Source organism: Psychroflexus curvus (assembly GCF_020164585.1).
In the GTDB taxonomy this organism is placed as follows: Bacteria; Bacteroidota; Bacteroidia; order Flavobacteriales; family Flavobacteriaceae; genus Psychroflexus; species Psychroflexus curvus.
Window position 1 is genome coordinate 116,522 of the sequence record NZ_JAIQZF010000007.1, and the last position, 22,908, is coordinate 139,429.

A 22,908-nucleotide genomic window follows, 5' to 3' on the forward strand; every position below is an offset into this window, starting at 1 on the left:
AATATAGTCAATAAATGAATTTTTTAGAATAAAAAAGGATAAGCAACATATGCTTATCCCTTTTTATGATTTTGAATTTTGATTCTTAGCTTATAACTCCTCGTAACCCATATTGTAAAACGTGAAGGCAAATATATCTGCGTATTCCTGAATGATTTTAGACGTAGGCTTTCCTGCGCCATGTCCAGCATCCGTTTCGATACGTATTAAGGTTGGGTTATCTCCAGACTGCTTGCTTTGTAATTCAGCAGCAAATTTGAAACTGTGTGCAGGAACCACCCTGTCATCATGGTCTCCAGTGGTGACCAGGGTTGCAGGATATTCTGTTCCTTCTTTTATGTTATGTAAAGGTGAATAACCTCTCAAATAGTCGAACATTTCTGGACTATCTTCCGAAGTTCCATAATCATAAGCCCAGCCTGCACCAGAAGTAAAAGTATGGTAACGCAACATATCCAAAACACCAACTGCTGGTAAAGCCACCTGCATCAACTCTGGTCGTTGAGTCATCGTCGCGCCTACCAAAAGTCCACCGTTAGATCCTCCGCGAATCGCTAATTTTTCTGACGACGTGTAGTTTTCATCTATCAGATATTCGGCAGCTGCGATAAAGTCATCAAACACATTTTGCTTCTTCATCTTGATACCTGCATTATGCCACTCTTTTCCATATTCTCCGCCACCACGCAGGTTGGCAACAGCATAAATACCACCGTTTTCCAACCATACGGTATTGGCTGTACTAAATGAAGGTGTCAACGAAATATTGAAACCGCCATATCCGTAAAGCATAGTCGGATGCGACCCGTCCAGTTCAATTCCTTTTTTATGCGTGATAATCATAGGAATTTTAGTGCCGTCCTTCGACGTGTAAAATATTTGATTGCTCACATAAGCGTCTGTATCAAAATTGATATTGGGCTTTTGATAGACTTCAGAAGTCCCGTTGTCTGGGTCATATTTATAAATGGTGCCGGGGGTTGTATAGTTCGTAAACGAATAGTAAAGCTCTTCAGCCTCCTCTTTTCCGCCAAAACCACCAACAGAACCAGCTCCAGGGAGCTCTACTTCCCTCACGAGCTCGCCATCATAATTATATTGCTTCACTTTAGAAACGGCATCTACCATATATTCTGCAAAAATGTATCCGGCTCCTGTGGAAGGTGACAATACATTTTTAGTTTCAGGAATAAAATCTACCCAATTTTCTGGCTGAGGCGAACTCGCCTCTACAGTTACTATTTTTTTGTTGGGAGCTCCTTTATCTGTCACCAGGAACAGCTTATTTCCCTTATTATCAATTACATAAACGTCACTGTCATAAGTGTCGATAACGCTTACAAAATCAGAATTTGACTTGGTCAAATCTTTTATCATCAATCGATTTCCCGAAGTTGATTTGGATGCCGAAACAATCAAATAGCGATTGTCTTCAGTCACACTTCCAGACACATACCTGTGTTTTTGTTCTTCTGTTCCACCATAAATCAATTCGTCCTCGCTTTGTGGAGTTCCTAATTCGTGATAGTAAAGCTTGTGCTGATCTGTTTTTGCAGATAATTCGCTTCCTTCAGGCTTGTCGTAGCTGGAGTAATAGAACCCGTCTTTATCCTTCCATGAGATGCCACTAAACTTCACATCTACAATGGTATCCCCTTTTTGTTCTTTGGTTTCTGCATCCAGGACAATGATTTTTCTCCAGTCGCTTCCACCTTCAGAAATAGAATAAGCCAGCAATTCACCATCTTCTGTAAAACTCATTCCTGCCATAGAAGTGGTTCCGTCTTCACTAAATGTATTAGGGTTCAAAAACACCTGCGCCTCTTCAGGACTTTCATCATTCTTATACCGGTAATAAACCGATTGGTTTTGTAATCCGTCGTTTTTAGAAAAATAAGTGTAGTCGCCTCTTTTGAAAGGCGCTCCAATTTTTTCATAATTCCAAACCTCAGTCAATCTCTGTTTTAAGGAATCGCGGTAAGGAATGCTCTCAAGATAACCAAAGGTTAAATCATTTTGAGCTTTCACCCATTCCTCTGTTTCATCGCTTCGGTCATTTTCGAGCCAGCGGTAAGGGTCCTTCACATTCGTGTCGAAATAAGAATCTACACTGTCGACTTGTTTAGTTTCTGGGTATGTCAATGTTGCTTGATTTTTTTTACCATCATTACAGGAAGCCAGGAGGCAAACAGCTGCAATAGGCATGAGTATGTGTTTCATTGGTTTTGGTTTTGGCCGTAAATATAGCGAATCATAGCCATCTGCCATAAGGCTTTGTTTTATATTTACTGGTGAACTAAATTTAAAAAACAAAGACCAAGACAAAAACGAAAGCATAAATTAACGGATAAATTTCTCCGCCTCAGGCAGATTAGGAGGTTTTTCAACTGGTGAACTGATCAACTGGTTAGTGGTCTACTGGAAAGAGATTCTCCACCCCGATACTCTAGGTTCAGGAGGACAATGACTCGCCAGTACACGAGCGAAAATCTCGCATCAGCAATAATTAAGTTTTGATGAAATTCAGATTAGGCACGGAATTAAAAAAACCGCCTTTCAGAAGTTCCAAAAGGCGGTTTAATATTGAATAATTTCGAAAGCTTAAGCTTTAAAACGAGTCGTTAAAAGAAATTCAGCGATTTGTACGGCGTTGGTTGCCGCACCTTTTCTTAAATTATCTGAAACAATCCACATATTAAGTGCATTGTCTCTGGTGAAATCTCTTCGGATTCTCCCTATAAAGACATCGTTTTTGCCATGCGCGTAAATTGGCATTGGGTAGGTATTGACTCCAGGATTATCTTGAAGCGTGATGCCCTCTGTCTCACTTAAAAGCTTCTTGACATCTAATACTTCGAATGCCTTTTTGAATTCGATATTAACCGATTCCGAATGGCCTCCAACAACTGGAATTCTGACTGCCGTGGCTGCCACTTTTACGCTATCATCCGATAAGATCTTTTTGGTTTCATTGGTCAGTTTCATCTCTTCCTTGGTATAGTCGTTTTCCAAAAACACATCACAATGCGGGATTGCATTTTTATGAATCGGATACGGATACGCCATTTCGCCTGTTTTCCCTGCATATTCGTTCTCCAGTTGCTCAACAGCTTTTACTCCTGTACCTGTAATAGACTGGTAAGTCGAAATGACAACCCTGTCAATTTCGTAGGCTTTATGCAGTGGCTGTAAAGCCATAACCAACTGAATTGTAGAACAGTTAGGGTTAGCGATAATTAAATCTTCTTCTGTGATTTCTGAAGCATTTATTTCTGGAACCACCAATTTCTTATTGGGATCCATACGCCATGCCGATGAATTATCGATCACAGTTGTGCCTGCTTCTGCAAATTTTGGCGCCCACTCCAAAGAGGTATCGCCACCAGCAGAGAACAAAGCAATTTCTGGTTTTCGTTTCACTGCGTCTGCTAAGCTTACAACCTTATAAGACTTGTCCTTATAACTAATTGACTTGCCTACCGACTTCTCTGAAGCCACAGGAATTAACTCAGTTAAAGGAAAATTACGCTCCGCAAGAATCTGGAGCATCACTTGGCCTACCATTCCGGTAGCGCCTACAACAGCTACTTTCATTTGAATTTGCTTTTAAAGATTTAATGAAACGGCAAAATTAAACTTTTGAAATGAAGTGGTTGCCTGATTTTGATATAATTATGTCGAATTGATATCCAATATAAAGCTAAGGATTAGCTATTTCAAGCGAACTTGAGTACTTTTGCAAAAAATATAGCATTGAATTATTTATCGGTTGAAGAAGTTTCTAAATCTTACGGCACGCTCGAGCTCTTTGAGAATTTATCATTTGGCATAAGCCAAGGTCAAAAAATAGCCCTTATTGCCAAAAACGGGACGGGGAAAACCACCTTACTTGACATTATATCGGGAAAAGAAGCCCCGGACAATGGCCAGGTGGTGTACAGAAAAGGCGTAAAAATTGGCTTTTTACCTCAGGAGCCTGACTTAGAGCCTACCTTTAGTGTTGAAGAAACTATCCTCTCTTCTGATAATGAAATCCTGAGCATTATTAATGCTTACGAAAAAGCATTGCAAAATCCCGATGACGCCGAAGCTTACCAAAAGGCGTTTGACCAGATGGAAGCGAAGCAAGCCTGGGATTTTGAAACTACCTACCGACAAATTCTTTCCAAACTGAAATTAGACGACTTATCCAAAAAGGTGAGTGACTTATCTGGCGGACAAAAGAAACGTTTGGCACTCGCCAATCTTTTGCTGGGAAAACCAGATTTACTGATTCTCGATGAGCCTACCAACCACCTGGATCTTGAAATGATTGAATGGCTGGAAGAATTCTTAAAAAGTGAAAACCTGACCTTGTTTATGGTCACTCACGACCGGTACTTCCTGGATAGGGTGTGTAACCATATCATAGAACTGGAAGACAAAACTTTATACAATTACAAAGGGAACTACAGCTACTACGTTGAAAAACGAGCTGAACGTATTGAGGTAGAACAAACCACAACGGCTAAGGCAAAACAACTCTACAAGAAAGAACTGGACTGGATGCGACGTCAGCCGAAGGCGAGAACCACCAAGTCCAAATCCAGAATTGAAAGCTTTGGAGAGATCAAAGACAGAGCAGGGAAACGTCGAAGTGACCATAAAGTTGAGCTTGAAATTAATATGGAGCGTCTGGGCTCCAAGGTTTTAGAAATGCATCACGTCTCCAAAGGTTTTGAAGACAATTACCTCTTTCAGGATTTCGATTACATATTTAAGAAAAACGAACGCATCGGTATTATTGGGAAAAATGGAACTGGTAAATCCACCTTCCTAAATGTTTTGACTGGGGGCTTAACAACAGACCAGGGAAAGGTGGTTCATGGTGAAACGCTAAAAATTGGTTATTACACTCAAGGGGGTATTCAAGCCAAAGAAGGCCAAAAAGTCATCGAAGTGATTCGTGATTATGGTGATTACATTCCCTTATCCAAAGGAAGACAAATTTCAGCGTCACAATTACTGGAGAAATTCTTATTCGATCGTAAAAAGCAATATGATTTTGTTGAAAAGCTAAGTGGTGGTGAGAAAAAACGCTTATATCTATGTACGGTGTTGATCCAGAATCCCAACTTTTTAATTCTCGATGAGCCTACCAACGATCTCGATATTGTAACTCTGAATGTGCTTGAAAATTTCCTTTTAGACTTCCCCGGCTGTCTTATTGTGGTGAGTCACGACAGGTATTTTATGGATAAAATCGTAGATCACCTGTTTGTGTTTGGCGAAGGCAAGATCACAGATTTTCCAGGAAACTATTCCGATTACAGAGATTTAAAAGCCTTGGAGCTGGAAGCTAAATACGAAGAAAGCAGTCAAACCTCTTCTGAAACCCCGACCAAATCCAAACCGAATACAGAGCCAAAAAACAAACTCAGCTTCAACGAGCAAAAGACCTATAAAAAGCTGGAAAAGGAAATCAGTACCCTGGAAAAGAAAAAGGAAAAGCTCGAAGCCGAATTCCTTAAAGACTTAAGTCCGGAAGAGATTAAAGAAAAGACCATGGCGCTTCAAAACATCCAGACCGAACTGGAAGATAAAACAGAGCAATGGTTTGAGTTGTCTATGAAATTGGAGGCTTAAGGGTTTTCACGATGTTTAATGATTTATCCGGAAAAATCATTTCTATGTATTGAAAAGGATGTTTGTTATATTTGAGTAGACGATAATTGTTATTGGAATTTTAGAACTAAGGGAGAAATGAAGATGTCGATTTCTGAAGTCGATGATAAGTTTTTGCTCATGGTGGATTCACTTTATGAAACCTACTCTAAAAATTCGGAAGATGACTTTTTTGATGAATTGCCAAAAGAAGTACAAGATTTACTTGAATTAAGCAGAAAAGAAGCTGACCAAGGCAAACTTACATCTCATCAAACAATAAGAGAAAAGTATAGAAAGAAATTCGATGTCTCCGAATAAGTCGTACCGAGTTAACTGGACGCTATTAGCAGAGGAATCTTTCAGCAGAGAGCTGGAATTCATCAATTTAAAATGGAATACTAAAGAATTCCTCAAGTTCATGGAGATGGTGGATGATATTGTGGAAAAACTTCAATCTGGAATTATCGAAGGAAGTAGCTCCGAGAAAAATCTAAGATGAATCGTAGTATAAAACAAACCACTTTATTTTTTGAAAAATTAGAACAGGATCAGCAAATTAATTTATTGTTATTCTGGAATAACAAAAGCGATCCTAAAGATCTAAATGAATTACTTGATTTTTATAAGTAATCCAAAACTAAAAACCCTCTATTATTTGAAAGTTGGAAGCTTAGGCGTTTTCCTCTTCCTGCTTTTCTTTTCGTTCTTTCTTGCTGGCTTTTGAGATATAATAAATCACAAAACCCACCAGACTTACAATGACGAGTCCAAAAATAGCGGTCATGATAAAAGCCCCGTTTGACCAATTGACGAAAAGTGTTTGTAGAAACATATTTAGATATTTTATGCAATTTTACCGCTTGATAGGATCAAAAAGTATGATTTTTGTCAGTTAAATGTAACTAATGTGGTTTAAAGCAAAAGCATTTCTAAAATTTCTATGGCATTCCAAAAATCAACATGGAATCCATTCTCCTTTTGTATATAAGTTGATTACCAAATGCTTCTACAATAAGAAACATTTTGAAGCTTATGAACTTTGGGACAAAGCTAAAAAGGACGTTTTAGAGTCTGGTAAAGTCCTGCAAGTGCAGGATGTCGGAGCCGGGTCTAAAATCTTTAAAAGTAATTTGAGACTCGTTTCTAAAATCGCCAAACACGTCTCCATTTCTCGAAAACGGGCCAGACTGATGATTCGGCTTGTGGATTATCTGTCTGTAAAAAACGCACTCGAGCTTGGGACTTCCATAGGTTTGGGGAGCGTCAGCATAGCGGGTTCCGGTCAGGCTCATTTAACAACCATTGAAGCTTGTTCGGCGACTTCAGCCTATGCTCAAAGCCTGTTTGAAACCTTGAAACTTACGAATATCACCCGTATCCATTCCTCTTTTGCTGAAAGTCTTGCAGAATTAGACCCGCCCGCGTGTCTTGGACGGGCCCACCTGCGTGTCTTGAACGGGCAGGCAGGATTCGAAGAAAAATTCGATCTGATTTTTATCGACGGACATCACGATGGCGAGGCTACGCTGAAGTATTTTGAAAGTCTGCTTAAACATAAACACAACGATTCTTTGTTTATTTTTGATGATATTCACTGGTCACCATCTATGGAAATGGCCTGGAAGCAGATCAAAGCTCATGAAGAAGTTCAGGTCACGATTGACACCTTTCAGTGGGGGCTTGTGTTTTTCAGAAAAGAACAGGTCAAACAGGACTTTGTGATTCGCGTTTGATTATATGCTGGAGTATGAACGCCATATGTTGTACCTACGGCACAAAGGTATCCGATTCTCCCTATTCTTGTCACCGACATGAAGTCCCTAACGGGACTGACCCACATACGATTTATAGTTAAATCTGAGATCTGACTGAATCCTTTCAATCTTTACGTCTCTGCAGCAAATAAAAAACATTACCAGAACGCATGAGGGTAAACAGAAAGTTCTAAGTGATAAAAACTATCTTACCTCAGCTTTCAAAAAAAAGTTATGTTTATAAAAATTTAAATCATGCTCGAGCAATTCTCACCAGACACACAGTTTATTATCGTTATTATAATTATCGCCGTGCTTTTCCTCTTAGTGTTTTTTAATAATAAGCGCAATAAGCAAAAACAATACGGCCGGAAAAACAGAGATTTCAGACGAAATTTCTACGAGAAAAAACAAAATAAAAAGGAAGATTAAAATTTTTCACTTCCCTAAGTCAAGCTTACGCATTTGAGTTTTTCTAGTATCTTTGCGCCCGATGACAAAAGCTGATATTACAGAGGAAATCTCGAAAAATCCCGCCCTCAAGGAGCTCAAAGAAGCTCTGGCTTCACCGGATAACCCATCCATATTCTTAAAAGGTCTCGTAGGTTCTGCAGTGTCTTTTGTTCAGGCAGAAGCCTTCCTTTCTTCCGAAAGGCCTTTCCTTTTGATTTTCAACGACAAGGAAGAAGCCGCTTACCATCTTAATGATCTTGAGCAACTGGTAGATGAAAAAAATGTATTGTTCTATCCGGGGAGCTACAGAAGACCCTACCAGATTGAAGAAACCGACAATGCCAATGTACTGTTAAGGTCTGAAGTGCTTAACCGAATCAACTCCAGAAAAAAACCTTCCATCATCGTTACCTATCCTGAGGCGCTTTTTGAAAAAGTAGTGACCAAAAAGGAGCTGGATCGCACGATTTTAAAAATAAAAGTAAACGACGAACTCTCTCTCGATTTTGTCAATGAAGTCCTTTTTGAATATAGATTTAAGCGCGTTGATTTTGTGACCGAACCCGGAGAATTTTCAGTAAGAGGCGGAATCATAGATGTGTTTTCTTTCAGTAATGACGAGCCTTACCGTATCGAATTTTTTGGGGATGAAGTGGATAGTATACGGGCTTTTGATGTGGAAACGCAGTTATCGACCAAGCAGAAAAAGCGGATCGACATTATGCCAAATGTTGAAAAAAAACAGCTGGATGAGGTCAGAGAAACGTTTTTGGACTATATCAGCAATTCCACCACCGTATTTGTGAAAAATATGGATGTGCTCTCCAATACGATAGATGATCTTTTTGCTAAAGCTGAAAAAGCCTTTAAAGAGCTTTCTACCGACATTAAACACAGCAAACCCAACGAGCTTTTTTGTGAAGGTAGCCTTTTGAAAAAACAACTTCTGGACTTCAGCCTAGTTGAGCTTGGTACTCAGGCTTTTTTGAAGCCCGATCAGACCATTAGTTATCCAACGAGTCCACAGCCTTCTTTCAATAAAAAATTCGATTTACTGATTCAAGACTTGAATGCCAAACACGAAAAGGGCTACCAGAATTGTATTCTGTGCACCAGTGACCAGCAGGCGAAACGCTTTAAAGATATTTTTGAGGATCAGGACCAGGAAGTACATTATAAAACGCTTGTCCTTTCTATGCATGAAGGCTTTATCGATGAAGTCAATAAGCTGGTTTGCTATACCGATCATCAAATTTTTGACCGCTATCATAAGTTCCATTTGAAAAATGGCTACGCCAAAAAACAAGCCATCACCCTTAAAGAATTAACCAGTCTAGAAATTGGTGATTATGTCACTCACATCGACCACGGTATTGGAAAATTTGGCGGACTCCAAAAAATTGATGTGGAAGGCAAAATGCAGGAAGCCGTTAAATTGATTTACGGCGACAGAGATATTCTTTACCTCAGCATCCATTCTTTGCATAAGATTTCGAAGTTCAATGGTAAGGATGGCAAGCCCCCTCAGGTCTATAAACTGGGAAGCAAAGCCTGGAAAAGCCTTAAGAAAAAAACCAAAGCCAGAGTTAAAAAAGTCGCCTTCGACCTGATTAAACTCTACGCCAAGCGACGATTGGAAAAAGGGTTTCAATACGGCCCCGATTCCTATTTGCAACACGAGCTGGAAGCTTCCTTTATTTATGAAGATACCCCAGACCAAAGCACGGCGACTCAGGATGTGAAAAGCGACATGGAAAAAGAACAACCCATGGATCGCCTGGTGTGTGGAGATGTAGGTTTTGGAAAAACAGAAGTGGCCATCCGGGCAGCTTTTAAAGCGGTAGATAACGGAAAACAGGTCGCTGTTTTGGTGCCAACCACCATTCTCGCCTTTCAGCATCACAAAACCTTTTCTGAGCGTTTAGAAGAATTCCCAGTGACAGTGGATTACCTCAACAGATTCCGAACTGCCAAAGAACGAAGAACGGTTTTGGAAGGACTGGAAAATGGAAGCGTAGATATCGTGATTGGCACGCATCAATTGGTGAATAAAGCCGTAAAATTCAAAGACCTCGGACTTTTGATTATCGATGAGGAGCAAAAATTTGGGGTTGCGGTCAAAGATAAATTGAAAACCATCAAAGCCAATGTAGATACGCTTACACTCACAGCCACTCCTATTCCCAGAACGCTTCAGTTTAGCCTGATGGCGGCAAGAGATTTATCGACCATCAAAACACCACCGCCCAACCGTTACCCGATAGAAACCCATGTGATTCGCTTTTCTGAAGATCAGATTCGAGATGCCGTGTCATACGAAATCCAAAGAGGTGGACAGGTGTTTTTTATCAACAACAGAATTGAAAACATCCAGGAAGTAGCAGGCTTGATTCAGCGACTGGTTCCCGACGCCAAAATAGGCATTGGCCACGGGCAGATGGAAGGGAAAAAACTAGAGCAATTAATGCTGAAATTCATGAACAATGAGTTTGATGTTTTGGTGTCCACCACCATCATCGAAAGCGGTTTGGATGTGACCAACGCCAATACCATTTTGATCAACGATGCCAATAATTTCGGCATGTCCGATCTTCACCAAATGCGTGGTCGCGTTGGCCGAAGCAACAAAAAAGCTTTTTGTTATTTGATTACTCCTCCCCTCACGATGATGACCGACGATGCCAGAAAACGTTTGACAGCTCTGGAACAGTTTTCTGATTTGGGCAGTGGCATCAACATCGCTATGAAAGATCTTGAAATTCGTGGCGCCGGGGATTTACTGGGAGGAGAACAAAGCGGGTTCATCAGTGATATCGGTTTTGATACCTACCAAAAAATTCTGAACGAAGCCATACAGGAATTGAAAGAAAACGAGTTCAAATCTGTATATCAGGATGAAGAAAGTGAAGAGGATAAAGTCTTTGTAAAGGATGCTCAAATCGACACCGATTTCGAAATTTTGTTTCCCGATAATTATATCAATAGCATCAAAGAACGCCTGAGTTTATACACAAAACTGAACAGCATTAACGACGAAGAAGGCCTTCAAAACTTTGAAAAAGAATTGAGGGACAGGTTTGGCGACTTACCAAAAGAAGCTCAGGATTTGATTAACAGCGTTCGTTTAAAATGGATTGCAGCAAGTGTCGGACTGGAAAAATTGGTTTTGAAAAAGGATAAAATGATTGGCTATTTTCTTTCCAACCAGGACTCTGGATTTTACAATTCAGGCCGATTTAGAGAAATTCTGCAATACGTTCAATCTCATCCAAGACAGTGCCAGATGAAAGAAAAACAAACCAGAAATGGATTGCGCCTGCTATTGACATTCGACAATGTAAAATCTGTAGATAAAGCTTTGAAGTTGCTTCAGCCGCTGGAGCAAAAATCCCCCTAAGTCCGCCTTAGGCGGAGAAAAGCCCCCCTAACCCCTCCCAAGGAGGGGGAACATATTCGTTAACTTTATGTCTTCGTTGTTGACTATTCACAATCCCAGCACCGTGACTTCGATACAATTTTCTGCCGAAAATCACGCAACGCAGTCAGCCTCAGCCACCAGACTCAATTGCGATAAAATCAATCTTTGCGAACTCTGGGTCTCCGCGGTTCATAAAAACACTTAATATCGAATACTGAATAACAAATATTGAAGTTAAAATGCCTAAGCCTAATTCCTCCCCCCCCCCTTAAAACCTCAATAACTCACAGACTCACCAACTACTGAATATCGAACACCGAATTTTGAATCTATCATTCAGCTTGCTTTAGTTGGAAAGGAGCTTTTTCAGCGACTGATGAATCTCTCGTGTCTTAAAAAGATTCCCTGCCTTTGCCAAGGAAACGCAGGCAGGCTCGTCGAAGCAGAACCCAAAATCATATGGCGTACCTAACGGCACGCTAGATAAGTGACGCATTAGTTTTTACCGATATAGAGTCCCTAGCGGGACATAACTCAAAAACTTGTGAATATATCTTTCGTGGTTTTAAACGGTCAACGCTATTTAGGGAAGGTCATTGCTCCTACAACCTACTCCCTCAATAACTCAATAACTCAAAGACTCACCAACTACTGAATACTGAATATCGAATATAGAGCACCGACTGCTGATTCTGTCACTCAGCCTGCCCTTTCGCCTAAGGCGGGAAAAGGAGCTTTTTCAGCGATTGATGAACCTCTCATGACTAAAACATTGACGAAGCAGAACCCAAAATCATATGGCGTACCTAACGGCACACTGGATAAGTGACGTACTGGTTTTTACAGATATAGAGTCCCTAGCGGGACACACCTCAAATACTTGTGAATACTGAATATCGAACATGAAACCCTGAATGTTGAATTGGAAATTGACTTCTCTGCTGACTCTTTTTACTCAGTCCCTAATACTGAAAGTTATAGTTCCTACGGCCGAATCCCTACCCTCTAAACCCTCACAAACTCACGGACTCAAAAACTACTAAATACTGAATATCGAATATCGAATACAGAACACCGAATTTTAAATTTATTGCTCCTACAACCTACTCCCTTCGACCTAAACCCTCAATAACTCAGTAACTCACAGACTCACCAACTACTGAATATCGAATACAAAACACCGTATTTTAAATTTATTGCTCCTACAACCTACTCCCTACGACCTAAACCCTCATACCCTCAATAACTCACAGACTCAAAAACTACTCCCCTTCCTTCAACAACCCCACAAGACTTTCCCTCCAATGCGGGATTTTGGTCTCAAACGTAGTCTCAATTTTAGTTTTGTTCAAAACACTAAATTTTGGTCGTTTAGCTTTGGTAGGGTAAGAAAATGTGGCTTTTAAACTGACTTCCTTCTCAAGCTGTTTCGCTTCCAAAATCAGTCGGGCAAAATCATACCAGGTGGCTTCTCCGGTGTTGCTGTAATGGTAAAGCCCATAAGCCTCGGAGTCTGCGGTGATCAAATTCAGAATAAATTCTGCTAAGTCGTTAGCATTGGTGGGCGTCCCAATTTGCTCGGTTGTGATGTTGAGTTCTGCACGATCTTCAGCTTTTTTCAGAATGGTATTGAAGAAATTATGACCAAATTCAGAATACAGCCAGCTTGTTCTCAGGATAAAAAATGCATCCATATATTCTGAAACCATAGTTTCACCCTGAAGCTTGGACGCCCCGTAAACATTGATTGGATTTTCTGAATCCGTTTCCAGATAGGGACTCAGTTTCAAACCATCGAACACATAATCCGTAGAGACATGAACGAGTTTGGTTTGGTAACTCTTACAAAGTCTGGACAGTGATTTTACTGCTTCAGAATTCACCAGAAATGCCAGGTTTTCGTAATCTTCGGCTGCTTCTACGTTGGTGTAGGCCGCACAATTGACGCAAAAATCAGGTTGATGTTCTTTGAAGTAAGTCTTTAAAGCCTCTTCAGAAGTGATATCCAAGGTCTGTGAAGTTTCAAACAGAAATTCAATTCCAGTAGTAGTTTTGGACTGCTTCTGAAGGCATTTCCCCAGTTGTCCGTTGGCGCCTGTGACTAAAACTTTCATGGGTTTAAATAGGTTTCAAGGGTGGGTAAATTTTGGTCTTTTTCTGAAACGATTTGATCTTTCTTCGGAATTTGCCAGTCGATATCTAAAGTTTTATCATTAAACAAAATACCGCTTTCTGAAGCTTTATGGTAATAATTGTCGCATTTGTAAACGAAAATCACATCATCCGAAAGACAGGCAAAGCCATGTGCAAAGCCTCTGGGGACATAGAGTTGATGATTGTTTTCGCCAGTCAATACATAACTGAATTGTTTTAAATACGTTTCTGAATCCGGTCGCATATCTACCACCACATCGAGCACTTTGCCTTTCGCAACTCGTATCAATTTGGCCTGAGCAAAGCCTCCGGTTTGAAAATGAAGTCCGCGAATGGTTCCATACTGTGAAATAGACTGATTGTCCTGGACAAATTCAATGTCTATACCTGTATTTACTTCAAAGTCTTTTTGATTAAAACTCTCAAAAAAACTTCCTCTCTCATCTTCGAAAACTGAGGGTTCAATAACAAAACAGTCTTTAAGTGGTGATTGTTTAACCGTCATTTATTTTGGATTTATATTTTTAGCATAGCCGCTTTTTAAAAAGGGCTCTGTGATTTTCTTAAGTTGCTCTTTTGAAATAAAGCCCATTTTATAGGCAGTTTCTTCAATGGAACCAATCTTAAGGCCCTGGCGTTCCTCAATAACCTCTACAAATTGAGACGCCTGCATCAGAGAATTGAAGGTGCCTGTATCCAGCCAGGCTGTGCCTTTATCTAAAATACTGACACTCAGTTTTCCTTTTTGGAGATAGGCATTGTTCACATCGGTGATTTCAAGTTCTCCGCGTTCACTTGGCTGGATAGACTTGGCAATACGGACAACGTCATTATCGTAGAAATAAATGCCGGGCACGGCATAATTCGACTTGGGCTGTCTTGGTTTTTCTTCAATAGAAATCACCTGTCCGCTATGATCAAAATCTACCACCCCGTAACGTTCCGGATCGTAAACGTGATAGGCGTAAATAATACCTCCGTCTGGATTGGTATTGTCTTGTAAGAGCTGGTCTAAACCTGTTCCGTAGAAAATATTATCTCCCAGAATCAAAGCGACTTTATCGTCTCCTATAAAATCTTCGGCGATGATAAAAGCCTCGGCCAGTCCGTTGGGTTCTGCCTGTACCGCATAGTCAAATTGGCATCCCAAAGCTGAACCATCTCCAAGCAATTTTTCAAAAAGCGGTAAATCGTTAGGTGTCGAAATGATCAGGATTTCGCGGATTCCTGCTGACATCAAAGTTGACAAGGGATAATAAATCATCGGCTTATCATAGACAGGCATCAACTGCTTACTTACCGCAAGCGTTAAGGGATGAAGTCGAGTGCCGGATCCTCCTGCTAAAACAATTCCTTTCATGCTCATGAATTCTGAAGTTGGTTATATTTTTCAAGATACCATTTCACTGTTTTTAGGATGCCTGTTTCAAAGGTCTCATCTGCTTTCCATCCTAATTCAATTTCGATTTTAGTTGCATCTATCGCATAGCGAAAATCATGACCAGGCCTGTCTGTAACGTAGTTAATCAACTCTTTATGAGGCGCCTGTTCTGGCCTCAACTCATCTAGTAGCTCGCAAATTCTGTTAGCGATATAAATATTTTGTCGCTCGTTTTTACCTCCAATATTGTAGGTTTCACCTAGCTTTCCAGAATGTAGGGCAATGTCAATTCCTTTGCAGTGATCGTCCACATACAGCCAGTCTCTCACGTTTTTACCATCACCATAAATGGGAATGGGCTGCTTCTGAATTGCTTTTCGAATAATAGTTGGAATCAGCTTTTCATCGTGCTGGTGAGGCCCATAGTTATTAGAACAATTGGTGGTGATCACCGGAAAACCATAGGTGTGAAAATAACTTCTGGCAATCATATCGGAGGAGGCTTTTGAAGCGCTGTACGGACTGTTTGGAGCGTAAGGGGTATCTTCTGTAAATAAGCTGTTGTCATCTTCTAAAGTTCCATACACCTCATCGGTGGACACATGAAGGAACCTCGAGTTTTCGAATCCGGTTCTGAACTTGAAAGGCGATTCCATCCACAGCAGGTAAGCCTGATGCAATAAATTGAAAGTTCCGGTAATGTTTGTTTTTATAAAGGCATCGGGGTTGGTAATCGAGTTATCGACATGAGATTCTGCAGCAAAATGAATAACCTTTTCAAATTTATAAGTTGAAAATAAATTGTTTAGCAGCTCAATATCACAAATATCCCCTTCAATAAAGCTGTAATTTTTATATTCTGAAACCTGAATATTATCCAAATTCCCTGCATAAGTCAGTTGGTCCAGGTTGACAAAATGGTACTTTTTTTCAGGAACGTAAAGGTTTAGAAAGTTGGATCCAATAAATCCTGCACCACCTGTCACAAGGATATTTTTCATGGTTTAGGAGTTTAGATTCTGAATAGCATCACTAAAAATCTGTTCTAATATTTTTTCAGTAATTAAATAAGTAGGTCTCACGCCTGCAGTTCCAAGTCCTCCGGAAGCTAATGTGCTTCCTGTCTCTAAAGGATTATCACTGGCGTAATAGGCATATCTTAATTTAACTTCAGGAGAAATATTCCCCCTCAACCTGGCCGCAGCTTGTATGGCTTTTTGGTAGTGGGCTCCTTCCATTTCAAGGCCGATAACATTCCATGTCGAATCATGGAAAAACTTCAGCAAGTCTCTATTCTGAAGTGAAGTTCCTAAAACAGTCACCATAGATCCGTCAAAAACTCGTAAGCCCTGATCCTCAAAATCAGATTTTTTTAATTCATTATAGAACGGATAATTATCTGCTGTCCCTTCAAATAAATGAGCATCTGGAATCATCAAGTCTCCTTTTCCACCTTCCAGAATTCCTGCTTTCCCCATAATTGATATGGAGTCTACATTCATTGAAATTTTGTCTTCTTCTTTGAAAGGTTTTAGAAGCTCGTCCATGGTTTCATAAGCCTGCTCACCAAAGGCATAATCCATCACAATGATAACCGGCGCATCTTCTTTTCCATTGAGATTGCTGTCTCCTTTATAATGGCTCAACTTAGCAAGATCGAAGATCTGAACATCAATGTTGGTTCCACTTGTATCATACAGCTCAATCATTCCTTCTTCTTTGGCTTTTTTGATAACCGTTTGCCTTAATTCCTCGTTTTTAGCATTACTCAGTTGTTCATAAACTTCAAAATTGGATTTTTCTTCGAGTAATTCTTTTAAAGCAATCGGTGAGAAAAGCGTGTTCATCACAGAGTGCATATTGGCACTGATGATGTGTAATTCCCTATTTAACAAGCCATGCTCATGCAAGGTTTTCTTGATGTTATCTGCCCAGACTTCTCCGTGGATATGATGCCCTAAACGTTCACGAACAATCGGGCTAAAGGTAATAACACGCTTATCGCCGTGAATAACTTCACGAATAGCCAGTTTCCCTAGATTATGAATAAGATGTAGAAACTTATGAGGGTTATCTTTGGTTGCAAATCTGTCATAAACTTGATTGATTTCAGCAAAGGTTCTTCCTAAAATATTGGCGGTGTGTGTTATGGCAATTTCTTTTTCCTTCTGGTTTAAATCGCCTTCTTTTAAAACTGCTCCGCTTAGTTTTTCCCAATCTCTTGAAGTCTGCCCAGCTTCGTTAATCACTACATTCTGCATGATTTTATGAGACTCGATAAACATAAACGTAAGGTGTGTCAGGATATCATAGATTTCAGATCGGCCACGGGTGATTTCAATGTTCATTTGTTCCTCATCAATCCGGTAGCAATTCCTTCTTCGCTTTGGGGGAACAATAGGTTTAAAGTGTGAATCGGAGTAGCCTTCATCACTGGTGAGATTGATAAAACTACATTCTTCAATGCCTTCAGGCAACCTTTCGATAATGTACTGAAGTCCACTGAGCTCAACCTTGGATTCTGCAATCGTACCATAAATTTCTGGTCGAAGGGTGAGCAAGGCTTCACGCAAAGTTTCGCCGGAAACCCCCATGGGTTTATAAAACCCTCTTATAAAAAGGTGTCTCATGGTGATGTACATGCGCTCTATGGCATTGGTGCTTTCCTGCGCTCTATTTCTGCCTATGTTGAAAGATTCTCTCATATATGTCTTATTGTCTTTTTAATCTAAATTTGTTTCTCTAATTCTTTTGCTAGTGTTCTATCGTTGGATAATCTAGCCACTTTGTTTTGTCCGCCGAGCTTCCCAACAGATTTCATATACTTCTGAAATCCATTTTTAGGAACCTTAGTAATCACGAGTGTTTTGAGCATATTCCCCTTTTTCAGGTCTTTATAATAGGAATTTTGCTCCTGGAGCAAGTCATCAATTCTTTGTGCAAATGCCTTAAAATCATCAGGTTCTTTTTCAAACTCGATAAACCATTCATGATAAGGTAAGCCTTCTTTTGGATTGATTTGCGGAGCCACTGTAAATTCATTGATTTGAACGTCAAATTCTTCTGAAGCCTTAATGATAGACTGCTCTACTTCCTGAGCTATCACGTGCTCTCCAAAGGCTGAGGTAAAGTGTTTGATTCGTCCTGATACTTTTAATCGATAAGGCTTTGTGTTGGTGAACATCACTGTATCTCCAACATTATAACGCCATAAACCTGCATTTGTGGAAACCACCATTACATAATTGACACCTATCTCCACCTCACCAATACTATGAATTTTTGGGGTTTCATCAAAGAATTCATCGGTTTTTATGAATTCATAAAACATTCCGGAGTCCAGTTGTAAAAGCATTCCTTCTTCTTTTTGAGAATCCTGAAAAGCAAAAAAACCTTCTGAAGCCGGATACAGTTCGATACTATCTACAGAGACTCCAATTAAGTTTTCAAACTTGGAACGGTAAGGTTCGTAGTTGACTCCCCCGTAAATAAAAAGCTGTAAATTCGGGAATAGTTCTGCAATGGTTTTATCTGTTTTCTGATGAAGTCTCTCAAAATAAGTCTGCACCCAGGACGGAATTCCACTGATGATCGTCATGTCCTGATCATAAGTCTCTTCTACTATAGCATCAATTTTCTCATTCCAATCGTCCAGCGAGTTGGTTTCCCAGCTGGGAAGCCTGTTTTTCTGAAGATAATTAGGAACAAAGTGAGCTACAATCCCAGAAAGCCTTCCAAAATGGATTCCATTTTTTTCTTTGAGTTCTGGACTGCCTTGCAAAAAGATCATTTTTCCATCTACAAAACTAGAATGCCCCGTTTCTGCGATATAACTAAGAATCGCATTCCTTGCGGCATTGGTATGATTGGGCAGGGAGTCTTTGGTAAGCGGGATAAATTTTGAACCGCTTGTTGTTCCAGAGGTTTTTGCAAAATATAAGGGTTTCCCAGGCCATAACACATCTTGTTCTCCATCAACCACCCTATCGACGTAGGGCTTTAAACCCTCGTAATCCTGAATGGGAACTTTATCAAAAAAATCTTTATAATCTTTAATGGTATCAAAATGATGATCTTCACCAAACCTGGTTTTACGCCCTTCTTGAATTAACATGTTAAATACTTTCAACTGAGTTTCTTCAGGGCGAGACGACCAGCCTTGCATTTGATGTGAAATGTATTTCGCAAATAGTTTTGCTGCAATGGACTTTAATGACATATTAGTAGCTATTCAAAATTTATGTAATCTGAAGGGTTGACAGGATAGCCGTCTACCCAAAGTTCGAAATGCAAATGTGGCCCATAAGAAAATTCACCTGTATCGCCCACGACGGCGATGGCTTCTCCGGCTGTAACTAAATCTCCCTGACTTTTCAATAAAGAGCTGTTGTGCTTATAGACAGAAATCAATCCTAAATTATGTTCAATAATGACGACATAGCCTGTTTCTACAGTCCATTCTGCAAAGATAACTGTACCGTCCAGAGTGGCTTTAACAGGCTCGTTTTTTTCGGTAACGATATCAACTGCAAAATGTTTTTCTTCAGCATCATAGACGTCTGAAATTCGTCCTGAAACAGGAGGGAACAACGTGAAATTTGTGTTGAACGTAGCTCTTTCCAACAAGCTATATTTGTCTTCCTGCTCTACTTTAGCGCGTAAAATAGAATCCTGCTGCGAAGCAGACATATTAATAGTATCAGGATCTATAGATTTGGTCTCCTGAAGGGTATAAGCCTGTTTCATATCGAGAGAATCTACTTCCCCAATAAGCATGTTGCGTATGGACTGAAAGTAAGCTGAGTTTTTATTGACTACCGTCGTGAGAGAATCTACTGTGAGCGTGAGACGGGTGGCTTTGTTTTTTAAGGCTGTTGAAGAATAGCCAGGAATATACTCTCTTATAGGTGTAAAAGCAATTAAAAGCGCTGTTCCAGTCACTAAAAGCAAGCCTGAGATGGCAGATAAAATAATCACGTTAAGCTTTGATAATTGGAAGGATAGCCGTTCTTCAAACGTGTCTTCATTCAAAATCACTAAACGGTACTTATGAAGCAGTTTTTGCTTAATTTTTCGCTTGTCTTTTTTTGGTGATTTCATAGAATTATAACTCGTACAAAGATAGAATAAAGTTAATTTATGTAGGTTTTAGATTGATAAACCTTTGATTTAGATTTTTATCACTATTTTTGTAGCAAATTTAAAGTTATGAATACACTTAACGTAATAATGGGAATGGTAGGTCCGTGGCAATGGATCATCATAGGTGTTGCAATTCTTCTGTTATTTGGAGGAAAGAAAATACCAGAATTGATGAAAGGTTTGGGAAGTGGTATTAAAGAATTTAAAAATGCCTCCAAAGAAGATGAAACCAGCGAAACTAAAAATGAATCTAAGTCTATTAAATAGACTAGATCAGACTATAAAAAAGACCCTGTTTACATTGTATTCAGGGTTTTTTGTTAAATTTTTCCAAAGAAAACTCTTCTCCATCAAAAACACCATAAGTGTAATGTGCAATCCAATCTCCTAGATTGATATACTTAGAATCTTTTCCCACCTGAATTTCCATCGGCAAATGTCGATGACCAAAAATGAAATAATCATAGTGCCCGTTTTCCAGCTTACGCTTAGCATATTGAGCCAGCCATTCGTTTTCCTCACCCAAAAACTTAGCATCTTCATCTCCAGAAATGAGTTTATTTTTCACAGAAAGGTACCTGGCCAATCTCACCCCAAGATCGGGATGCAGCCATTTGAAAAACCATTTTGAAACAGGATGAACAAAGACTTTTTTCATGCGTTTGTAACCTTTATCGCCTGGTCCAAGTCCGTCTCCATGACCAAGAAAAAACTGCTTTGAATTGAATGTAAATACCTGTGGTTTGAAAAAAACAGGGATGTTGAGTTCTTCCTTAAAATAGTTCTTCATCCACAAATCATGATTCCCTACAAAATAGTAAATCTCGATTCCGGAGTCTTTTAGTTCTGCCAGTTTGCCTAAGGTTCTCACAAACCCTTTAGGAACAACTTCGCGATACTCAAACCAAAAGTCGAATAAATCTCCTAGAAGGAAAATAGCATGCGCATCCTTTTTTATGTCATCTAACCAGGAAACGAATAGTTTTTCGCGTGCTAAACTTTCAGAATGCGTTGGTGCTCCTAAATGATTATCACTTGAAAAATAAATCTTTTTGCCTTCGGGAAGTTTCATGTAGTATAAATCTGGCTCAAATATACTGAAAGCTTAAAAATTAAATGCGTTTAAACCGCTTTCTGCATTTTAGCTTAAATATGCAAAAGCAGGGTTTAACTTTTGGCTAAAATTTAATGCAGGCTCACGAGATATTCTAGTATTTTTGATTTTGAATCAAATTCAGAACTCATGAAATTTAAAATCAACCTAGTCGTCTGCTTATTATTGATAGCCTCCACTTCAGGAGTTGCTCAGGTCAAAACGGTCACTCCTGGTGAAGATTTTTCGAGCATTAAAGTATCCACTGGTCTTTTTGTAGAAATTGAGACAAATTCAAAAGAAAATAAAATTGAAGTCAAAGGATCTGAACGTGATAAAGTCAACATTGAAGTTAAAAAAGGTGAACTACAACTTAGCTTGCCTGTTGGTCAGATTTTCTATGAAGCCGAAATTCTAGTAACCGTCTATGCCAAAAATGTGGAAGAACTGAAAATTAGAAGTGGCTCTGAAGTTGAATTTATCTCAATAGTAGATCAGAATAAAATCAGCTTAATAGCTTCGGAAGGCAGCTATATTGGTGGTGAACTGGATGTTGATGATTTAACTGTCAGGTCTGTTACCGGAGCAAGTGTCAGTTTGATTGGCTCCGCAGACACATCGCGTGTGGAAGTGAAAACCGGGGGCTCCTTTGATGGTGAAAAATTAAAAACCGAAACAACAAACGTAAGTCTCGGTTTTGGAGGAGAGGCTACTGTATATGCTACTCAAGCGTGTAATGCGAGTGTAAATGCTGGTGGAACTATAATGATTTATGGCAATCCAGAAACGCTCAGCCAGAGCGTAAAATTGGGAGGTAAAATAAAGGTTATAGAATAAAAAACAGCAATCTCAAGCTTATGAAAGAACCTTTGTTAGCCTTCAATGCCAACGGAATTTACTGCGCTGCTGCAGATGTCTATCTGGACCCCTGGCGAAAGGTGGACAAAGCCATTATCTCTCACGGTCACGCCGATCACTCCCGCTGGGGAAACAAAAAGTACATCACACACCACCATAATATTCCCATCATGAAACACAGGTTGGGAGAGATTGATGTGGAGGGAAAAGCTTATGGCGAATCCTTTACCATCAATAATGTCAAATTCAGTTTGCATCCTGCCGGACATGTGATAGGAAGTTCACAAATTCGCGTAGAGCATAAAGGCGAAGTATGGGTATTTACGGGTGATTACAAAGATGAAGTTGACGGTGTTTGTGCTCCTTTTGAGCCTGTAAAATGCGATACCTTTATTACGGAATGTACCTTTGGTTTACCTGCTTTCAAGTGGAAACCCCAGGCTGAAGTGATGCAGGACATCAACCAGTGGTGGCAGGACAATAAAGCAGAAGGGCGAACCTCTGTTTTATTTGGTTATTCCCTCGGGAAAGCTCAGCGCCTTCTCAAGCACCTCAACCCAGACATTGGAAAAATTTATACTCATGGTGCTATTGAAAACATGACCGAAGTCTTAAGAGCAATGGTCGATTTTCCTGAAACTACCCGAGTGACCAGAGAAACCACCAAAAAAGAGTTAAACGGCAATTTAGTTCTAGCACCGCCCAGCGCTCATGGGGGAACCTGGATTCGGAAAATGGTGCCTTATGTCACTGCATCAGCCAGTGGCTGGATGACCTTCAGAGGAGCTCGTCGCCGAAGAGCCATCGACAAAGGTTTTGTGATGAGCGACCATTGTGACTGGGATGGTTTGCTCAACAGCATCAAAGCCACTGGCTGTGAAAAAGTCATTTGCACACACGGTTACACCGATATTTTCTCTAAATACTTGCGTGAACTAGGCTATGATGCCAGAACACAAGATACCCAATACGAAGGCGAATCTGTAGATTCTGATTTGTAACTTCAGCA

Annotated in this window: 20 protein-coding genes; 9 read left to right on the forward strand and 11 right to left on the reverse strand. The window is 39.9% G+C overall.

Annotation, left to right across the window (positions count from 1 at the left end):
• Nucleotides 1-90 precede the first annotated feature (90 nt).
• Both LB450_RS11705 and LB450_RS11710 read right to left on the reverse strand, forming a co-directional pair.
• Entirely contained in the window at nucleotides 91-2,220 is a 2,130-nt protein-coding gene (locus LB450_RS11705) for a prolyl oligopeptidase family serine peptidase (RefSeq protein WP_224488950.1), read from the reverse strand.
• 381 nt (nucleotides 2,221-2,601) lie between these two features.
• Nucleotides 2,602-3,594: an aspartate-semialdehyde dehydrogenase gene (locus LB450_RS11710; RefSeq protein WP_224488961.1), complete on the reverse strand. Its 993-nt coding sequence runs from the start codon at nucleotides 3,592-3,594 to the stop codon at nucleotides 2,602-2,604.
• 159 nt (nucleotides 3,595-3,753) lie between these two features.
• Here LB450_RS11710 and LB450_RS11715 point away from each other — a divergent pair, with 159 nt between their 5' ends.
• The 4 genes from LB450_RS11715 (at nucleotide 3,754) to LB450_RS13725 (ending at nucleotide 6,276) form a co-directional block, all read left to right on the forward strand.
• Nucleotides 3,754-5,625, forward strand: a complete 1,872-nt coding sequence (locus LB450_RS11715) for an ABC-F family ATP-binding cassette domain-containing protein (RefSeq protein ID WP_224488962.1) — start codon at nucleotides 3,754-3,756, stop codon at nucleotides 5,623-5,625.
• A gap of 117 nt (nucleotides 5,626-5,742) precedes the next feature.
• On the forward strand, nucleotides 5,743-5,964 hold the full coding sequence (locus LB450_RS11720; RefSeq protein WP_224488964.1) for a hypothetical protein: 222 nt from the start codon (nucleotides 5,743-5,745) through the stop codon (nucleotides 5,962-5,964).
• A complete protein-coding gene (locus LB450_RS11725) occupies nucleotides 5,951-6,145 on the forward strand; it encodes a hypothetical protein (protein WP_224488966.1) in 195 nt (64 codons plus the stop codon). The genes LB450_RS11720 and LB450_RS11725 overlap by 14 nt, the downstream gene beginning before the upstream one ends.
• Nucleotides 6,142-6,276, forward strand: coding sequence for a hypothetical protein (locus tag LB450_RS13725; RefSeq protein ID WP_262902919.1), 135 nt, complete (start codon nucleotides 6,142-6,144; stop codon nucleotides 6,274-6,276). The genes LB450_RS11725 and LB450_RS13725 overlap by 4 nt, the downstream gene beginning before the upstream one ends.
• A gap of 40 nt (nucleotides 6,277-6,316) precedes the next feature.
• Here LB450_RS13725 and LB450_RS11730 read toward each other — a convergent pair whose 3' ends face one another.
• Nucleotides 6,317-6,478: a hypothetical protein gene (locus tag LB450_RS11730; protein ID WP_224488968.1), complete on the reverse strand. Its 162-nt coding sequence runs from the start codon at nucleotides 6,476-6,478 to the stop codon at nucleotides 6,317-6,319.
• Nucleotides 6,479-6,551: 73 nt separating this feature from the next.
• Here LB450_RS11730 and LB450_RS11735 point away from each other — a divergent pair, with 73 nt between their 5' ends.
• Nucleotides 6,552-7,379 carry an O-methyltransferase gene (locus tag LB450_RS11735; RefSeq protein ID WP_224488970.1) on the forward strand — a complete coding sequence of 276 codons (828 nt, stop codon included), beginning with the start codon at nucleotides 6,552-6,554 and terminating at the stop codon, nucleotides 7,377-7,379.
• 514 nt (nucleotides 7,380-7,893) lie between these two features.
• On the forward strand, nucleotides 7,894-11,250 hold the full coding sequence (gene mfd / locus LB450_RS11740; RefSeq protein ID WP_224488972.1) for a transcription-repair coupling factor: 3,357 nt from the start codon (nucleotides 7,894-7,896) through the stop codon (nucleotides 11,248-11,250).
• 1,283 nt (nucleotides 11,251-12,533) lie between these two features.
• Here the strand turns inward: mfd and rfbD are convergent.
• Genes rfbD through LB450_RS11775 form a run of 7 tightly spaced genes read right to left on the reverse strand, consistent with a single transcriptional unit; the run spans nucleotide 12,534 to nucleotide 19,906 of the window.
• Nucleotides 12,534-13,385 (reverse strand): dTDP-4-dehydrorhamnose reductase, encoded by an 852-nt coding sequence (rfbD, locus tag LB450_RS11745; protein ID WP_224488974.1) that lies wholly within the window; start codon nucleotides 13,383-13,385, stop codon nucleotides 12,534-12,536.
• On the reverse strand, nucleotides 13,382-13,930 hold the full coding sequence (gene rfbC / locus LB450_RS11750; RefSeq protein ID WP_224488975.1) for a dTDP-4-dehydrorhamnose 3,5-epimerase: 549 nt from the start codon (nucleotides 13,928-13,930) through the stop codon (nucleotides 13,382-13,384). Before rfbC ends, rfbD begins: the two co-directional genes overlap by 4 nt.
• The gene (gene rfbA, locus LB450_RS11755) at nucleotides 13,931-14,785 is read right to left on the reverse strand and encodes a glucose-1-phosphate thymidylyltransferase RfbA (RefSeq protein ID WP_224488977.1); all 855 of its coding nucleotides are present in this window, start codon (nucleotides 14,783-14,785) and stop codon (nucleotides 13,931-13,933) included.
• A gap of 2 nt (nucleotides 14,786-14,787) precedes the next feature.
• Complete coding sequence (gene rfbB, locus LB450_RS11760) at nucleotides 14,788-15,807, reverse strand: dTDP-glucose 4,6-dehydratase (protein ID WP_224488979.1); 1,020 nt, start codon at nucleotides 15,805-15,807, stop codon at nucleotides 14,788-14,790.
• A 3-nt stretch (nucleotides 15,808-15,810) separates the two neighbouring features.
• Complete coding sequence (locus LB450_RS11765) at nucleotides 15,811-17,511, reverse strand: DUF6909 family protein (protein WP_224488981.1); 1,701 nt, start codon at nucleotides 17,509-17,511, stop codon at nucleotides 15,811-15,813.
• 23 nt (nucleotides 17,512-17,534) lie between these two features.
• On the reverse strand, nucleotides 17,535-19,025 hold the full coding sequence (locus tag LB450_RS11770) for a GH3 auxin-responsive promoter family protein (protein ID WP_224488983.1): 1,491 nt from the start codon (nucleotides 19,023-19,025) through the stop codon (nucleotides 17,535-17,537).
• Between the two features lie 8 nt (nucleotides 19,026-19,033).
• A complete protein-coding gene (locus tag LB450_RS11775) occupies nucleotides 19,034-19,906 on the reverse strand; it encodes a M23 family metallopeptidase (protein WP_224488985.1) in 873 nt (290 codons plus the stop codon).
• Between the two features lie 108 nt (nucleotides 19,907-20,014).
• Here LB450_RS11775 and LB450_RS11780 point away from each other — a divergent pair, with 108 nt between their 5' ends.
• Nucleotides 20,015-20,215: a twin-arginine translocase TatA/TatE family subunit gene (locus tag LB450_RS11780; protein ID WP_224488987.1), complete on the forward strand. Its 201-nt coding sequence runs from the start codon at nucleotides 20,015-20,017 to the stop codon at nucleotides 20,213-20,215.
• Nucleotides 20,216-20,255: 40 nt separating this feature from the next.
• Here LB450_RS11780 and LB450_RS11785 read toward each other — a convergent pair whose 3' ends face one another.
• Nucleotides 20,256-21,020, reverse strand: coding sequence for a UDP-2,3-diacylglucosamine diphosphatase (locus LB450_RS11785; RefSeq protein ID WP_224488996.1), 765 nt, complete (start codon nucleotides 21,018-21,020; stop codon nucleotides 20,256-20,258).
• Nucleotides 21,021-21,191: 171 nt separating this feature from the next.
• On the opposite strand from LB450_RS11785, the gene LB450_RS11790 reads away from it, so the two are divergent.
• Both LB450_RS11790 and LB450_RS11795 read left to right on the forward strand, forming a co-directional pair.
• Entirely contained in the window at nucleotides 21,192-21,878 is a 687-nt protein-coding gene (locus LB450_RS11790; protein ID WP_224488998.1) for a head GIN domain-containing protein, read from the forward strand.
• 20 nt (nucleotides 21,879-21,898) lie between these two features.
• Entirely contained in the window at nucleotides 21,899-22,900 is a 1,002-nt protein-coding gene (locus LB450_RS11795) for a ligase-associated DNA damage response exonuclease (RefSeq protein ID WP_224489000.1), read from the forward strand.
• Nucleotides 22,901-22,908: the final 8 nt, after the last annotated feature.

Excerpts from the sequence above, each read along its gene's own strand:
- rfbD (WP_224488974.1), bottom strand. The coding sequence starts at position 13,385 with ATGAAAGTTTTAGTCACAGGCGCCAACGGACAACTGGGGAAATGCCTT.
- LB450_RS11735 (WP_224488970.1), top strand. The coding sequence starts at position 6,552 with ATGTGGTTTAAAGCAAAAGCATTTCTAAAATTTCTATGGCATTCCAAA.
- rfbA (WP_224488977.1), bottom strand. The coding sequence starts at position 14,785 with ATGAAAGGAATTGTTTTAGCAGGAGGATCCGGCACTCGACTTCATCCC.
- LB450_RS11785 (WP_224488996.1), bottom strand. The coding sequence starts at position 21,020 with ATGAAACTTCCCGAAGGCAAAAAGATTTATTTTTCAAGTGATAATCAT.
- LB450_RS11720 (WP_224488964.1), top strand. The coding sequence starts at position 5,743 with ATGAAGATGTCGATTTCTGAAGTCGATGATAAGTTTTTGCTCATGGTG.
- LB450_RS11775 (WP_224488985.1), bottom strand. The coding sequence starts at position 19,906 with ATGAAATCACCAAAAAAAGACAAGCGAAAAATTAAGCAAAAACTGCTT.
- mfd (WP_224488972.1), top strand. The coding sequence starts at position 7,894 with ATGACAAAAGCTGATATTACAGAGGAAATCTCGAAAAATCCCGCCCTC.
- LB450_RS11770 (WP_224488983.1), bottom strand. The coding sequence starts at position 19,025 with ATGTCATTAAAGTCCATTGCAGCAAAACTATTTGCGAAATACATTTCA.
- LB450_RS11710 (WP_224488961.1), bottom strand. The coding sequence starts at position 3,594 with ATGAAAGTAGCTGTTGTAGGCGCTACCGGAATGGTAGGCCAAGTGATG.
- LB450_RS13725 (WP_262902919.1), top strand. The coding sequence starts at position 6,142 with ATGAATCGTAGTATAAAACAAACCACTTTATTTTTTGAAAAATTAGAA.
- rfbB (WP_224488979.1), bottom strand. The coding sequence starts at position 15,807 with ATGAAAAATATCCTTGTGACAGGTGGTGCAGGATTTATTGGATCCAAC.
- LB450_RS11765 (WP_224488981.1), bottom strand. The coding sequence starts at position 17,511 with ATGAGAGAATCTTTCAACATAGGCAGAAATAGAGCGCAGGAAAGCACC.
- LB450_RS11730 (WP_224488968.1), bottom strand. The coding sequence starts at position 6,478 with ATGTTTCTACAAACACTTTTCGTCAATTGGTCAAACGGGGCTTTTATC.
- LB450_RS11795 (WP_224489000.1), top strand. The coding sequence starts at position 21,899 with ATGAAAGAACCTTTGTTAGCCTTCAATGCCAACGGAATTTACTGCGCT.
- rfbC (WP_224488975.1), bottom strand. The coding sequence starts at position 13,930 with ATGACGGTTAAACAATCACCACTTAAAGACTGTTTTGTTATTGAACCC.
- LB450_RS11790 (WP_224488998.1), top strand. The coding sequence starts at position 21,192 with ATGAAATTTAAAATCAACCTAGTCGTCTGCTTATTATTGATAGCCTCC.
- LB450_RS11725 (WP_224488966.1), top strand. The coding sequence starts at position 5,951 with ATGTCTCCGAATAAGTCGTACCGAGTTAACTGGACGCTATTAGCAGAG.
- LB450_RS11705 (WP_224488950.1), bottom strand. The coding sequence starts at position 2,220 with ATGAAACACATACTCATGCCTATTGCAGCTGTTTGCCTCCTGGCTTCC.
- LB450_RS11780 (WP_224488987.1), top strand. The coding sequence starts at position 20,015 with ATGAATACACTTAACGTAATAATGGGAATGGTAGGTCCGTGGCAATGG.